Here is a 14,540-nt window from a genome sequence, read left to right as displayed (position 1 = left end):
GCCTGGAGATCATTCTCCAGGCCCTTTTTTTTGCTTTTTTTTCGGTACCGTACGACGTGACACGGCTGACGCTCAGCGTCATGCTCCGCCTCAAGCCGTTTCAGTTTTTTCGGAGATCCACCATGAATGCCTCGACCTACCCTGCCGCCCAGCACGTCATGGTGCTCTACACCGGCGGCACCATCGGCATGCAAGCCAGCGCGCATGGCCTGGCCCCGGCGTCCGGTTTCGAAGCGCGGATGCGCGATTACCTGCACAGTCAGCCTGAACTGGTTGTACCGCAGTGGCGCTTTCGCGAGATGTCGCCGCTGATCGACAGCGCCAACATGACGCCGGTGTATTGGCAGCAATTGCGTGAAGCAGTGGTCGATGCGGTGGATGTGCAAGGCTGCGACAGCGTGCTGATCCTGCATGGCACCGACACTCTGGCCTACAGCGCCGCCGCCATGAGCTTCCAGTTGCTCGGCCTGCATGCTCGCGTGTGTTTCACCGGCGCCATGCTGCCGGCCGGCGTGACCGACAGCGATGCCTGGGAAAATCTCGGCGGCGCTTTGGTTGCCCTTGGCCAAGGCCTGGCGCCGGGCGTTCACTTGTACTTTCACGGCGAGCTGCTTGACCCGACCCATTGCGCGAAGGTCCGCAGTTTCGGTCGTCATCCGTTCAAGCGCCTGGAGCGCCAGGGTGGTGGCGTGAAAGTGTCTTCGATGCCGCAACAGCTGAACTACCAGCAACCCAAACAGCTGGCGAACGTTGCGGTGCTGCCGCTGTTTCCCGGCATCAGCGCCGGGATTCTCAATGGCCTGGTCGACAGCGGCATCCAGGGTCTGGTGCTGGAGTGCTACGGCAGCGGCACCGGGCCGGGCGACAACCCCGAATTTCTCGCCAGCCTGGGGCGTGCGCGGGACAAGGGTGTCGTGGTGGTCGCGGTGACGCAGTGCCATGAAGGCGGCGTCGAGCTGGATGTGTATGAGGCCGGCAGCCGTTTGCGCGATGTGGGCGTGTTGTCGGGTGGCGGCATGACCCGCGAGGCAGCGTTCGGCAAGTTGCATGCACTGTTGGGTGCGGGGCTTGATACAGAGGAAGTACGGCGACTTGTCGAACTGGACCTGTGCGGCGAACTGAATTGACCTGACACCCTGTAAACCTGTGGGGAGCGGGCTTGCCCGCGATGACGGCGGCACATCCGGCATTCTCGTGAATGACACACCGCAATCGCGGGCAAGCCCGCTCCTACAGGATCGATGCCAGCCCAACCAGTCTCGGCACACAACTTGCTCCGTGTTCCAGCATCCCAAAGGCTGGAAGTACTCATGCTCCACTCCCACCTCACCACTCTCAACGCCGTTTCGCTGATCCTCAACACCTTCAAGGCCGAGGGTTTGTCCAGCGAGGCACTGCTGGCCGGCAGCGGTATCAGTGCGGCGGACCTGAGCCGGGCCGACACGCACATCACCACCAATCAAGAGATGCAGGTCTGCGCCAACGCCGTCGCGCTCAAACGCGATATCGGCCTGGAACTGGGCCGGCGGATGCACGTCTCCTGCTACGGCATGCTCGGTTACGCCCTGCTCACCAGTGCCACCTTCGGTGACGCTTTGCGTCTGGCGATGCGCTATCCGGCGCTATTGGGAACAGTGTTCGAGCTGAGCCTGGAAGAAGATGGCGAACGGGTTTGGTTCTCTGCCGCCGATTATCGTGAAAGCCCCTCGATGGCGGTGTTCAATGCCGAGTTCTGCCTGGTCTCGCTGAAAGTCACCTGCGACGATTTGCTCGGCCACCCGCTGCCCTTGCTCGCCGCACGTTTCGAACATACCGCGCCCGACTACGAAGCGACCTACGCCGAGCATTTCAATTGCCCGCTGCAGTTCGAGGGCCCCAACAATGCGTTCGCTTTCGACAAACGCTGGCTCGATCAACCCTTGCCACTGGCCGATATCATCACCCACCAAACGATGGCCGAGCGCTGCCGCAAACAGAATGTAGAGTTCACCGGACGTCAGGCCTGGCTGGGGCGGATTCGGCAATTGCTCAGCGCACAGCTCAATGCCGCGCCAGGCCTCGAAGGGCTGGCCGAGCAGATGAACTGCTCAGCGCGCACCTTGCGCCGACATCTCAAGGATCTGGGTTGCAGCTATCAGGAATTGCTCGACGAATTGCGTTTCGAGCAGGCCAAGCAAATGTTGTGTGAGGATCAGCTGCCGATCTATCAAATCGCCGAGGCTTTGGGCTTCAGCGAGACCGCGAGTTTTCGCCATGCGTTTGTGCGCTGGAGCGGTGTGGCGCCGAGCCAGTTCCGCCCACACGGATAACACTGTAGGAGCGCGCCCTGACAAGTAAGGGGCGAATTTCGGTCAGTTTTTTTGGCCGTATCGATCCCCTTTTGGCCTTTCCTGCCGTTCTCCAAAACTGCCTCTGCCGCAAGACTGTGTTCAATCGAATCCGCCTTCGGAGACCAAGAAATGCTGACGATCTACTCGGACGATCACCACCTGCACCACGGCCGTTGCGAATTGATAGACGGGCAACTCAAGCCCTGCTTCGAGATGCCTTCGCGCGCCGACCATGTGCTGGCCAGGGTGCAAAACCAGAATCTGGGCCCGGTGGAAGCGCCCAAGGATTTCGGCCTCGACCCGATCGAGCGTATTCATAGTCGCGACTACCTCGACTTCTTCAAGGGTGCCTGGGCCCGTTGGACCGAGTTCAACACCGACGGTGATCTGCTGCCCTACACCTGGCCGGCCCGCACCTTGCGACCGATCAAACCGACCAGCCTGCACGGTCAGCTCGGTTATTACAGCTTCGACGGCGGCGCGCCGATCACCGCCGGGACCTGGCAAGCCGCGTACAGCGCAGCGCAAGTCGCCCTGACGGCCCAAGCGGAAATCCAGCGCGGCGCACGCAGTGCATTCGCCCTGTGCCGTCCACCGGGACATCACGCTGCCGGCGATTTGATGGGCGGTTATTGCTACCTCAACAACGCCGCCATCGCCGCCCAGGCGTTCCTCGATCAGGGCCACAAGAAAGTCGCGATCCTCGACGTCGATTACCACCACGGCAACGGCACGCAATCGATTTTCTACGAACGCAGCGATGTGCTGTTCACTTCGATCCACGGCCATCCGGAAGCCGAATTCCCGTTCTTCCTCGGCTATGAAGACGAGCCGGGAGAAGGCCCCGGCGAAGGCTTCAACTTCAACTATCCGTTACCGGCCGGTTCGGGCTGGGAGGCATGGAGCGCGGCGCTGGAGCACGCCTGCAACGAGATCAACAGCTACGGCGCCGACATCATCGTCGTCTCCCTGGGCGTCGACACCTTCAAGGACGACCCGATCTCGCAGTTCAAGCTCGACAGCCCGGATTACCTGGCCATGGGCAAGCGCATCGCCGGCCTCGGCAAGCCGACACTGTTTGTGATGGAGGGCGGTTACGCGGTGGAAGAAATCGGCATCAACGCCGTGAACGTTTTGCAGGGCTTTGAAAGCGGCCAGTGAACAACGACTGCAATGCACTTAAGCGCAACACTGAACCCTGTGGCGAGGGAGCTTGCTCCCTCGCCACAGTTTTTCGCTGATCGAAAGGTAACCGATACATATCTACCACCCTGTCAGGTACATGCTCCCCTACCGTGGATGACCCGAGGCGATGATCCCATCGCCCACATCGTCATAGGGAAATGACAATGACAGAGACGGCTAACACACCGCTGCCGAAGAAAAGTACTGCGGCCCACGAAACCCGACAAGGCCCCACCGTCAGCGATGTGGCGGCGCAAATGCTGCGACAGGCCTTGAAAGAGCGCTACCCGACCCGCGATCTCGATCCCGACCAGATACTCATCGGCACCCCGCAGTGGCAATACATTGAAGATCAACTGATCGCCGGCCCGATTCAATACGAAACGCTGACCCAGGCGTTGGTGCGACAGTTCTTCACCTCCTCCACCGCCCACTATTTCGTAGGTGAGCAGTTCCTGACCCGCCTGCCGCTGCTCACGCCCGTCGTGCACCTGAACATCAGCATCGAAGAAATCGGCGAGTTGCTCAACGACTACGCGCCTCTTTTGTTTGTCGCATTTGGCCAGCGCCAGTTAGCGTTCTGGAACGACAAGGGGCACAGCGCGCCTCGCTGGCAGGAGCTGTCCAACGCGCTGCAAAAAATGCTGGACGTAAATAGCGCCAACGGCTGGGACAGCGATCAATGCTATGTGGCGCGAGCTGTATTTCAATATCCCGATAAACAGGAAAGAACAAAGCAGGATCCAACGGTTGCGAACATCAAGGTCTGTCTGATCGACATTGATACTGTCGACGCGCAAGGCACCCGACATCTGATGATCGGCGGCGCAGCCGTCATTACCGGGCAATACAAAGGTCGCAACCTGGTGATGATGTACTCCGTAGAAGACGATTATGAATCCTTCGACTCACTGGAAAAACTCGGCGCTTCGCTGCCTGCACGGATAGACGACGAGCTGGCAAGGCGTAGCATGCAATGGCGCTTGTTCGAACCAGACGGCAATTTTTTCGACCACATGGCCTGGGCGCTGATCAGTACGCAAATTGACACGTTGAGTGCCATCACTGGTGAAAACCCATCGGAAGAACCCTTGCATCACAACGCCCCTCAAGGGCCTGCGCGAAGCCAACTTGACGAGGCGATACCTGACTGGCTGGCTGATGCCTCGGCTGCGGATCTGGATGTCTACAGTCAATCCATCAAGGCCATGGGTAAATTGCTCAAAGTATCCGACCCTGGGCTCTACAAGATCCCGCCCATTACTGACTTTGCTCAGCAAAAAATGCGTGAAGCGATCCTGGCGGACAACAAGACAAACGCTGCCGCGCTGCCCCTCGACAAGCTCGAAATCACTATCACCAACAGCTTCGAAGCGGGTGGATTGACACTCCCGAACCCGCTCGACAGGCACACCGAAACGCTCGGTGAATATGCTCTCGAAAACGAGGCGCCCTACCAGGCCACTCTGCGCTTCACAGATGAACACACAGTCCCCGACTGGTTGACCATCGATTACCTGACGGCCAAGGCAGCTCAGGTCAATATTGGTGAGACGTATCCGACGTTGATCAAGAGCAAGCTGATTGATGACAACGTTCAGTCAGCTCTGCAAGAAAGTGCTTACATCAAGCAATTGCGCGTACTGCTGCCGCTTATGGCGCTGGAGCACAAACTTCGTCAACTCGCAGGCATTGATGAACAGGGCTACCGTACCCTGCGTGCATGGCTCGACCCCACGCCGGGCAATCCGCAACCCGTGGTCATTCGCCCTCTCACCTTCACCCATGGCGGCAGGCATACCGGCGATAACGTCGCCAACATGTTCATCATCGCTGCACGCGATACCGACGTCGGGCCTTGCCTGCTCTATCGCCCGCTGTTCGAAAAACCCTTGCTGCAGTTCCCTGCAGAGCAAAACCTGATTTATGCCCTGCATCAACCGGGAGAGCTGCGTGACTCAGTTCTGGCCTGGCTGCCCGACACCGCCCTGAGCTTCAAATATGCCCAGTACGCATTTCCTGTCGGCCTGCCTTCGCCTTGGCTGTCGACCCAAATACTGGCCGAACCCTGGACTTCAATCACATGGGCCGGCCCGGTCGGGCTCTCTTCTGATGAATTGACGGGCGATGTGTTTTCCGTGCTGTTCAAGAGCAATGCCAAAGCCTTGGCCGAACTCGCTGATCGGCAATCGCAATCCAACGCCGAGCGAAGGTGGGCATTGCTGCGCGAAAGCGGGTGGGCAGTGTTCAACGTCGCGTCGAATTTCTTCAGTGGCGCGGCGGGCGTCGCGGTGTGGGTCTGGCAAGCATTCGCCGATATTCAGCAAGCGCAGGATGCCAATTTGCGTGGCGACAAACTTACTCAGTGGTCGGCAATGGGTGACCTGCTGTTGATGCTGGGCATGGTGTTGGCCCATCGAGCTGTTTCAAGACGCAAGGCAGAAGTGACGCCTGAATCAGGACGACGAAGTGAGATGGCCGAAACGATCATTCGCCCTGAACCCGTCACGCCGCCGACGATAGAAATGAATGTCACGCCCCTCACCGGCGACTTGCCCATCAGCCACTACTCATCGCTTGAAGTCGGCGGTTCCATCCCCCGCCGCTCGCCCACAGCGCTGGGTAAATATCTGGACAGCATCCAAGTCCCGATGCCTGATCTGGCGAGTGACGGTTTGACGCTGCTCAAACGAGGCAACGCTTCGTTGCATCAACTGGAGGACACACTATTCGCAGAAGTCGGCGAGCGCTGGTTCAAGGTTGTTGAAGATGAAGACGGGGATGTAAAAATTGCTTACCCGGCCAACCCTGCACGTACGGGTCCTCTATTGATTCATGATCTGCAGGGGCATTGGCATCTGGACTTGCGCCTGCGGCTGCGTGGTGGTGCCGGCGGGGTAAGCCTCAAAAGCCAGTTGCACGCCAAGCGCAAAAAAGACCTCGCAAGAAAAGAGGAGCTGGAAAAGGCGATAAAGGAATTCAAAAACCTTGAGGACACCAAACGTGCTGCCTTCGAAAACTCACAAGAGCAATTGGCAACCACTCCTGAAAAGCTCGAAGAAGAAACAGAGGGTTCGTTCCTTACGCTTCTCGAACAGCAAATCACGGACTACAAGGCGGCTCTGGAGCAAGTCGAGGAGCTTAGGTCGTTGCCTAAGGCTGGTAGCAATGGTGGCAATGAGCGGGACTTTAGAAACCTGTCCTGTGAACTGGAAAAATACATCGGCCTGTGGTTTTTAGCTAAAAGAAAGACCTACACAGACCTCCTTCGCCGTCTGACGAACGAATCTGGGGCAACCGCTTCACGGCAAACCTTGCTGGACGATGCCAACAAGGCCATTCAGTTGAGCGACAAGATGATTGCCCAGCTCCAACTTTCCCACGCAACCATGGATCGACTCATTGATGTTGGCAAAATCGGTATACCTCAAGCATCCGCGATGAAGAGATTGCTGCCAGCTTTCACACAGTGGGACCTTAAGGCCAACCAGATTGCCATGTCCTACGAGCTGACTCTGAAGCCCGCTGCCGGCATCGATATGGAGCCGGTATCCGAAGCTGTCGCCAAGGTCATCGTGGATGCAACGACCGCCAGCCGACAAGTGGCAAAACTCCTGAAAACACCAGCAGACGATACGCCCACCGCAATTCGCATCGAAACCTTAAGCGCCCAGATCGACACATTAGCCGATGCCGAACAGCGCTTGCAGGATTTACCCAACGACTTCCCGGAACAGGTTCAACCTGTTGAATTGGAGCGGGTGCGCGGCCTGATCTGCGAATTCAAGGCGTCGGGGCAAGACCAGTTGGGCAAACTGATACCCAGTCAGGCGACCGCTAAAACTACCACCGTCAAACACGCCGTCGCAGGCCCCTCAAGGCTCGCCGGCAAAGTCAGCAAAAGCCGACCGCGGGCCTCTGCGAAATCAAAGGTTTCGGAACCTGAACAGTCGCAGAACGAGGATCAGGATTTTGAAGCGGCTCTGCCCGTCAAGGCAGCTCCTGCCTTGTTACCGGTACGTACCGACAGGCTTACTGTCTACGAGGGCGATGAGTTAAACCTGGACGTTGATAACTTCGTCGAGCGAACACGTAAGGATGCCCTTAAACCCCAGCGAGTGCCCGCAGACATGCAGGACCTCTTCGATCTACGAGCGAACCGGATGGAGCAAATGGCCGTCGATGTCGAGCAGATCCTGCGCAAGTCCCCAGGTACGTTTCCCGTCGCGTCCCTTCCCGGAGAGCTCAGAGCAAAGGCCACCCGCTTACGCAAGGAAGGCATCAAAACCCGCGCCATGATGCTCAAGGAGCGCTATCCCCGTCAGGCCTATCTGCAATGGATGCTAAGCAATAACCAGGTACGGATCGTCAAAAACGAGCAAGGCCGGATCAAGACAAAACAACGCAAGGATTACTTTGAGGAATACCGGATTCTCGACTTCACCAACAAGGATCAGCCATTGTGGCTGGCGCACTTTCACTACGACACGCTTGGGGCTGCGAAAGAGCAATTCACTGCAGCACACCTGAAAATCGCTGATCAGCATTTGGCCACATTGAGTGTTGAACGTCGCAAGGAACTGACGGACCTGGCGCCCATCGACTACGTATTGCGCGCCATCACCGAGCCGGCTGTATTTTTTGATCTGGAACCCAAAACCTGACACCGGCTGGCCGGCTAATCGGGGCCACGCCATACCTCTTTCAGTTGCACCAGGGCTGCCGCTATCGCCGCTTCAGGCACAGCGGCAAACCCCAGGACCAGACCTGCACGATTGTCCTCCGGCGTCTTTGAATCAGGCAGCCAATAGCTGCTCAGTCGATTGATTTCGACACCGACACTGGCAGCCTTTTCAACCAGCTCACGTTCGCGCTCCAGATTGTCTACCGGCACGGTCATGTGCAGCCCCGCCGCCACACTGGGCAAGCTGCCTACGCCCGGGATATCCACAGGCCAGTCGCTCATCAAGGCATTGCGTCGACTCAAGGCGGCGCGGCGCATGCGCCGGATATGCCGCTGGAAGTGCCCGGCGGCCATGAACTCGGCCATCACCACCTGGGTGCTCACTTCGGAATGACGCACATCCACCGCCCGACGTTGCGCAAAGGCGTCCACCAGCCCCGGCGGCAACACCAGATATCCCAGGCGCAACGCCGGGAAGGCTACTTTGCCAAAGGTGCCTACGTACAACACCCGTCCATTACGATCGAGTGCCGCCAGCGGTGACAACGGTGCGCCGCTGTAGCGGTACTCGCCGTCGTAGTCGTCCTCGACGATCCAGCCTTGAGTACGCTCGGCCCAGGCCAGCAATTCCAGACGCCGTGCCAGGCTCATGACCACCCCGGTCGGGTACTGGTGCGACGGCGTGACATAGGCCAAACGACAATCGCCCAGCGCCGCCAACTCAGTACAGGCGATGCCCTCGCTGTCTACCGTTACGCCGTGCAATCGAGCCCCCGCCACCGCGAACGCATGCCCGGCTGCTCGATACCCCGGATTTTCTATGGCAACCCCGTCCCCCGGTTCCACCAGCAGCTGTGCACAAAGGCTAATCCCCTGCTGTGCGCCACTGGTGATCACAATTTGCTCAGCCGTGCATTGCATGCCTCGGGAACTGCGCAAGTACGCCGCGATCATGCCGCGCAATCGTGCATCACCCGCCGGGTCGCCATAGCACAGCTGCTGCAAATCCGGTTTACGCCAGAAAGCCGCGTTCAGCTTGGCCCAAACCTCGAAAGGAAACAGATCAAATGCCGGAACACCGACCCGAAAAGCCCGCGGCGGGCCACTCGGTGGCGTGGGCAAATGGTGTTTTTCAACGCGCCCTAAAGCAGCACTGTGGATAACTTTGCTGGATGGATCCACAGGTAAATCAAGCCGTTTTGTGGATAAGGCTGTGGGTAACCCTGTTGAAAAGCCTGTGGATACTTTTGTGGATAGTTTTTTTGGCGACAAGGCATTCTGAGGCAGTTGCGCGACATAAGTCCCGTCTCCAACCCGCCCCTCAATAAACCCTTCGGCATAGAGCTGATCGTAGGCACGCACCACGCTGTTTCGGGAAATCGCCAACGCCGCCGCCAGATCGCGGCTCGCCGGCAAGCGCGTGCCACTGGCCAGGCGTCCGTCCAGCACCCGCATCCGCAACGCTTGATAGAGCTGACGGCTCAACCCCTGACGGCGATCCAGTTCGATACCCGCGGGGTTGAATGACAAGGACAGTGGCTCGTTGGTCATTTCAATGGACCTATGAAATTACACATAAATGGCTCTTACACCAGACCAATATCCTGCCTAGGATGCAAGCATTCGCCAAGGGGAAATTTCCATGTACACGCCAAAAGCCTTCGCCATCGACGACCTGCAGGAAATGCAGCAACAGATACTCGGCACCCGCCTCGCCTTGCTGGTCACCCACGGTGAGCAAGGCCTGCAGGCTAGCCATCTACCGCTACTGCTTGATGCCGAGCAAGGGCCGAACGGAACGCTGTACGGTCATTTCGCCAAAGCCAATCCGCAATGGAAGGAGCTGCAAAACGGCGCTGAAGCATTGGTCATTTTTGCCGGCGCCGACGCCTACGTCAGCCCCGGGTTTTACCCGAGCAAAGCTGAAAACGGCAAAGTCGTACCGACCTGGAACTACGTGGCCGTGCACGCTTACGGCAGTGCTGAAGTGTTCACCGACGCCGAGCGCTTGCTCAAGCTGGTCAGCGCCCTGACCGACCGTCATGAAGCCAGCCGCGCCCAGCCATGGAAAGTCGCCGATGCACCCGCCGACTACATTGAAGGGATGCTCAAGGCTATCGTCGGGTTTGCCCTGCCGATCCAGCGCCTGGAAGGCAAACGCAAGCTCAGCCAGAACCGCAATGCCGCCGACATCGCCGGCGTGCGTGAAGGGTTGAGCGCCAGCCCCGACGTCCACGACCAGACCTGCGCCCATTTGATGCCCAAGGAATGAACATGAGTCAGATCGAAATCCGCCAGGTCAGCGCCGACGACCACGCTGCCTGGCTGCCGCTGTGGCAGGCCTACCTGGCCTTCTATAAAACCGAATTGCCTGAGGCCGTCACCCAAAATTCCTGGCTGCGCATGCTCGACCCGAGCGAACCGACCCACGCCGCCCTCGCCTGGGCCGATGGCAAAGCGGTAGGCATGGTGCATTTCATCTACCATCGCTCGAACTGGGCCATCGAAAATTCCTGCTACCTTCAAGACCTGTTGGTAGCGCCAGAAACCCGCGGCACCGGCGTCGGCCGCCAGTTGATCGAATTCGTCTACACCACGGCCAAGGCCGACGGCTGCAGCAAGGTCCACTGGTTAACCCACGAATCCAACGCGACGGCGATCCAGCTCTACGAGCGCATCGCCGAACGCCCCGGGTTCATCCAGTTTCGCAAAGCCATTTAAAGTTCAAGGAGAGCAATATGTCGACCTCACTCGCCGACTGGAAAGGCGTCCCGGCACCTAGCGTTCAACTGATCGAAGGGCGCTTCATCCGCCTGGAAAGACTCGACCCGGCGCGCCACAGCGACGGCTTGTTCAAAGCCCTGCAAGGCCCGGGCGCCGACCCGAAACTGTGGGATTACTTACCTTACGGCCCCTTCCCCGAGCGCAGCGTATTCAACGATTGGCTGAACAACCACGCGACCCAAAGCGACCCGTACTTCTTCGCCGTCATTGACCGCGCGAGCGGCGACGTACAAGGCATCCTCAGCCTGATGTCGATTGTCCCGGCCCAGGGCCGCATCGAAATCGGCCACGTCACTTTCGGCGCGCCGATGCAACGCTCGCCGAAAAGCACCGAAGCGGTTTACCTGCTCGCCAAGGAATCCTTCGCCCTGGGTTATCGTCGCCTGGAATGGAAGTGCAACAACGCCAACGCCCGCTCCAAATACGCCGCCGAGCGTTTGGGTTTCAGTTTTGAAGGGGTGTTCCGCCAGCACATGGTGGTCAAGGGACAGAACCGTGATACCGCGTGGTATTCAATTCTGGATTCGGAATGGCCTGCGATTGGCGCCGGGTTTGAAACGTGGTTGAGCGATGAGAATCAGACGGCGTCCGGGCAGGTGAAAGGCCTTGTGGAGTGCCGAGGATAAGATTCCTGAGAGATCGCAGACTTCGAGAGAGCTAGCTGCCGAAGACTGCGATCTTGGAGAGATCAGCTGAATTCACGCCGAATTCGCACCACACCCATCTTCAATCCGAATGGTCTGAATACAGCATTCAACGATTTAAGCGTCTGATTCCCTTCTCCATGCTCGATATGCATCAGCGTCCGTACCGAAATCTTGCACATCTTCGCGAATTGCGTCTGGTGCAGACCGGTGATTTCAATGCGCAATCGGCGAACCGCTTCGCCAATTTCAAGCGTGCCTTGAGCTAACGCCTCTTGAATACTTTCTATGAGCACAGTGCGCTCGGCAACGGTCATGCTCATTTCAAGCCCCAGTCTTTCAAACGTTGCTCCAGATTCTTCAATGCTATTCGCGGATGATTCATGGTTACTTCAGGTAATCCGCCCGCTGCCAGGATGTCCGGGAGAGCCATAAAATGGTTGGCATCTTCACGCAGGCGCTCAAAAGAGTCTTGCAAATCACTCAACCCTGCCAACGGGTCTTTCGGATTGTCGATGTTGGATATTGCCCGGCACACACCACGCCAATCGACGTCTCCCGCTCGTTCTAAATTCTTTGGCCATTTGGTAGACCGAGTAATACCTTCATCGTCCATCACCATAGGCGCCAGATCGTAGATCGGTGCCAGGCGAAACGAAGCCACGTCACGGATAATTGCGATGTTGCGCCCATGGTTATCCGAGTTACCGAGGATTTTGTTGAGCAAATCCCGACGCAAGTAATCGGCTACAAGATCAGGAATTTGCTCCGTCTGCCCCGCTTCACGCCAAAGCCCTGCCAATAACCGGATAACTTCCATGTGATCCATTGCACTACCCGGTGTAGTGATGTTTGCCAGCGAGTAGATGGACTCCACGGCAAAGCGCTCGACACCTGTTTGGTTTACATGGCGGTCAAAACGCTGCATCAGGGTAAAGAAGACCTGCCTTGTTCTGGGTCAACAATAGCTTCGGTGCCTCACCACCAGCCCCCGTAGCACCGCCAATGGCAGCACCCTGCTCATAGGCATACTCAAGAAACCGATTATCGCGACTAATAACGTCCTGCCGTTCAAACCCCATCGACTCACGTTGGTCCATCGCTTCAGCGGATTCTTTTACCCGCATGTTCCCGATCGGCGCCGGAGTGCTTCTGGCCAACAAGAAAAGGTCAGCACCCACATCAACAGGCTTGTCTCGCCCCATGCGCGCCAGAAGAAACCTTTTGGCCGCACCGGCAGGTGCAATGTCATGCACAAATGCCGGTGCGTTGGATCTCCGACCATCCCAATCCAAGGGAAACCTCGCACTCACCGCTTTGGCGAATGGCGTGCCGATGTCCTCATAGTTATCAAAAAGATAGGTTTGCGCATAACCAAAGCTGCATCGACTTTCGAATCCTTTTTCAGGACTGTCGAAGCTCAAAACCATAGCGTCCTGCCAGTTCCCGGCTTCATAGATTTGTAAGGTCAGATCGTACATAAAGCGGTACCTGCATCTAAATGCACATTGTTGTGCAGCGCCCGAACCATGAACTGCAATATAGTGCATTCTCAATCGTGAAAAACTAGAAAGTACGCAATAAAATGCAGACCTGCGTAACTTGTGCCGAGAATTACGCAAAACAATGCAGATCACCTTTGGTATTGAATACTGCACGAGCAGTACGGTAGACCTGCTCTTTGAGCTGCGATAGCCGCGCACATCTCGAATTGCTGTAAGAAAATACGTCAGATCAAAGGGATAAAAACTGCCCTTCTCAAGTCATCAGTCATTTTCTACACGACGATCTGATACGTCTTTCAAAGGTGCCGGAAGCAGCTGACATCGGCGCCTATAGCCCCTCTTTTAGAGTTTGGCCTCATTTAAACCGAGACCAAATTCGATGCACATTCAACACAGATTCCGGCCCAAATATCTGGCACTCGCCATAGCACTGGCATTGGGTTGCACTGAATACTCAAGTGCCCAACAGCCAACCAATGACATTGAACCGACAATCCCCGGCGAAATGGTCGAGCACCAAGGTAAGGTTCCAGAGACAGACCTCATCGGCAGGCTCCAGGCCCTTATCACCGCTGATACCACGGTGCTCAAGGAAGTTGATTCGGCTCACCCTGCAACAAAAGGCGTATCCCTGAAACTGGGCGACAGCGATGACCTCCTCATCATCAGGAATGGAGCTAGCTTTGAAGGCCGGGTCGATGGGGGTAAAGGCGAAAACGTCATACAACTTGCTGCAGCTGAGGGCGGCGGCGAGTTGGGCAATACTCGTAACTTTGACGGCCTGTATGTCACACAAGGAACGTGGTTGCTGAACAGTGTGGGTGATTTCAAACAAGGCGTACTCGTACAGCAAGGCGGCACCCTGACCAACAATGGAAAAGTCGAAGGCAGCGCGCTAGTGAGTGGCAGTCTCTTCAACAAGGGCGATATCAAGGGCGATGTGATCGTCATGAAGGGGGGCAGTTTTGCAGGTGCTGGCAGTGTTGGGAGCCTGGATGTCTCCGGTCAGCTGAACGTCGATAAATTGAACGGTGCTCCACGGGTCAAAGGTGACCTGGTTATTTCTGACATCGGGGTACTTGCCTACGAAGTCTCTCCCGACGGTGGCGGGGAAACGATCAAGGTCAGCGGTAACGCCAACATCGAAGGCGCAACGCTCAAAGTCGTCGGGACTGTCAGATATTTTGTGTGCAGGCCGGTAACGGCCTGCCGTTAGGCAGGCCATTCTTTTACCAGGCAGGCCTGATAAATCGATCTCCGTACAGAATCGCGAATTGATTCATCGCACTTTTCCAGTCATGGGCCGCTGAGCCCCAGTTTGCTGTGATGTTGCGCAGCCCAAGCCAGATCAGTTTTGTCGCCGCATCGTCGGTTGGGAAGTGACCTCGGGTCTTGATGATCTTGCGCA

General features: G+C 57.3%; 10 protein-coding genes and 2 pseudogenes. 8 read left to right on the top strand and 4 right to left on the bottom strand.

Translation table 11 applies throughout. The features are described 5' to 3' along the window. The first annotated feature begins 122 nt into the window (after positions 1–122). The 4 genes from CKW15_RS03975 (at position 123) to CKW15_RS03960 (ending at position 8,179) form a co-directional block, all read left to right on the top strand. The gene (locus CKW15_RS03975; protein ID WP_095151670.1) at positions 123–1,127 is read left to right on the top strand and encodes an asparaginase; all 1,005 of its coding nucleotides are present in this window, start codon (positions 123–125) and stop codon (positions 1,125–1,127) included. Positions 1,128–1,310: 183 nt separating this feature from the next. After that, entirely contained in the window at positions 1,311–2,309 is a 999-nt protein-coding gene (locus tag CKW15_RS03970) for an AraC family transcriptional regulator (RefSeq protein ID WP_095057869.1), read from the top strand. Between the two features lie 150 nt (positions 2,310–2,459). Beyond that, positions 2,460–3,491: a histone deacetylase family protein gene (locus tag CKW15_RS03965; protein ID WP_095151669.1), complete on the top strand. Its 1,032-nt coding sequence runs from the start codon at positions 2,460–2,462 to the stop codon at positions 3,489–3,491. 188 nt (positions 3,492–3,679) lie between these two features. After that, complete coding sequence (locus tag CKW15_RS03960) at positions 3,680–8,179, top strand: dermonecrotic toxin domain-containing protein (RefSeq protein WP_095151668.1); 4,500 nt, start codon at positions 3,680–3,682, stop codon at positions 8,177–8,179. 14 nt (positions 8,180–8,193) lie between these two features. Here CKW15_RS03960 and CKW15_RS03955 read toward each other — a convergent pair whose 3' ends face one another. Next, the gene (locus tag CKW15_RS03955; RefSeq protein ID WP_095151667.1) at positions 8,194–9,750 is read right to left on the bottom strand and encodes a PLP-dependent aminotransferase family protein; all 1,557 of its coding nucleotides are present in this window, start codon (positions 9,748–9,750) and stop codon (positions 8,194–8,196) included. 91 nt (positions 9,751–9,841) lie between these two features. Here CKW15_RS03955 and CKW15_RS03950 point away from each other — a divergent pair, with 91 nt between their 5' ends. Genes CKW15_RS03950 through CKW15_RS03940 form a run of 3 tightly spaced genes read left to right on the top strand, consistent with a single transcriptional unit; the run spans position 9,842 to position 11,609 of the window. Further along, on the top strand, positions 9,842–10,471 hold the full coding sequence (locus CKW15_RS03950) for an FMN-binding negative transcriptional regulator (protein ID WP_095151666.1): 630 nt from the start codon (positions 9,842–9,844) through the stop codon (positions 10,469–10,471). A 2-nt stretch (positions 10,472–10,473) separates the two neighbouring features. Next, on the top strand, positions 10,474–10,920 hold the full coding sequence (locus CKW15_RS03945) for a GNAT family N-acetyltransferase (RefSeq protein WP_095151665.1): 447 nt from the start codon (positions 10,474–10,476) through the stop codon (positions 10,918–10,920). Between the two features lie 17 nt (positions 10,921–10,937). Further along, positions 10,938–11,609: a GNAT family N-acetyltransferase gene (locus CKW15_RS03940; protein WP_095151664.1), complete on the top strand. Its 672-nt coding sequence runs from the start codon at positions 10,938–10,940 to the stop codon at positions 11,607–11,609. 62 nt (positions 11,610–11,671) lie between these two features. Here the strand turns inward: CKW15_RS03940 and CKW15_RS03935 are convergent, their stop codons facing one another. Next, positions 11,672–11,950: a helix-turn-helix transcriptional regulator gene (locus tag CKW15_RS03935; RefSeq protein WP_095151663.1), complete on the bottom strand. Its 279-nt coding sequence runs from the start codon at positions 11,948–11,950 to the stop codon at positions 11,672–11,674. Then, positions 11,947–13,108, bottom strand: a pseudogene (locus tag CKW15_RS03930) (HipA domain-containing protein). The gene CKW15_RS03935 and the pseudogene CKW15_RS03930 overlap by 4 nt, the downstream one beginning before the upstream one ends. A gap of 403 nt (positions 13,109–13,511) precedes the next feature. Here CKW15_RS03930 and CKW15_RS03925 point away from each other — a divergent pair. Then, entirely contained in the window at positions 13,512–14,348 is an 837-nt protein-coding gene (locus tag CKW15_RS03925) for a hypothetical protein (RefSeq protein ID WP_095151662.1), read from the top strand. A gap of 13 nt (positions 14,349–14,361) precedes the next feature. On the opposite strand, the pseudogene CKW15_RS03920 reads toward CKW15_RS03925, so the two are convergent. Then, positions 14,362–14,540 (bottom strand): annotated as a pseudogene (locus CKW15_RS03920) (IS256 family transposase); the annotation flags it as partial.

This window comes from Pseudomonas sp. Irchel s3b5 (genome assembly GCF_900187435.1).
GTDB lineage: Bacteria > Pseudomonadota > Gammaproteobacteria > Pseudomonadales > Pseudomonadaceae > Aquipseudomonas.
This window is presented reverse-complemented; position numbering and strand designations above follow the sequence as displayed.

Coding starts and splice junctions, on each gene's coding strand:
- CKW15_RS03975 (WP_095151670.1), top strand. CDS start 123: ATGAATGCCTCGACCTACCCTGCCGCCCAGCACGTCATGGTGCTCTAC.
- CKW15_RS03970 (WP_095057869.1), top strand. CDS start 1,311: ATGCTCCACTCCCACCTCACCACTCTCAACGCCGTTTCGCTGATCCTC.
- CKW15_RS03965 (WP_095151669.1), top strand. CDS start 2,460: ATGCTGACGATCTACTCGGACGATCACCACCTGCACCACGGCCGTTGC.
- CKW15_RS03960 (WP_095151668.1), top strand. CDS start 3,680: ATGACAGAGACGGCTAACACACCGCTGCCGAAGAAAAGTACTGCGGCC.
- CKW15_RS03955 (WP_095151667.1), bottom strand. CDS start 9,750: ATGACCAACGAGCCACTGTCCTTGTCATTCAACCCCGCGGGTATCGAA.
- CKW15_RS03950 (WP_095151666.1), top strand. CDS start 9,842: ATGTACACGCCAAAAGCCTTCGCCATCGACGACCTGCAGGAAATGCAG.
- CKW15_RS03945 (WP_095151665.1), top strand. CDS start 10,474: ATGAGTCAGATCGAAATCCGCCAGGTCAGCGCCGACGACCACGCTGCC.
- CKW15_RS03940 (WP_095151664.1), top strand. CDS start 10,938: ATGTCGACCTCACTCGCCGACTGGAAAGGCGTCCCGGCACCTAGCGTT.
- CKW15_RS03935 (WP_095151663.1), bottom strand. CDS start 11,950: ATGAGCATGACCGTTGCCGAGCGCACTGTGCTCATAGAAAGTATTCAA.
- CKW15_RS03925 (WP_095151662.1), top strand. CDS start 13,512: ATGCACATTCAACACAGATTCCGGCCCAAATATCTGGCACTCGCCATA.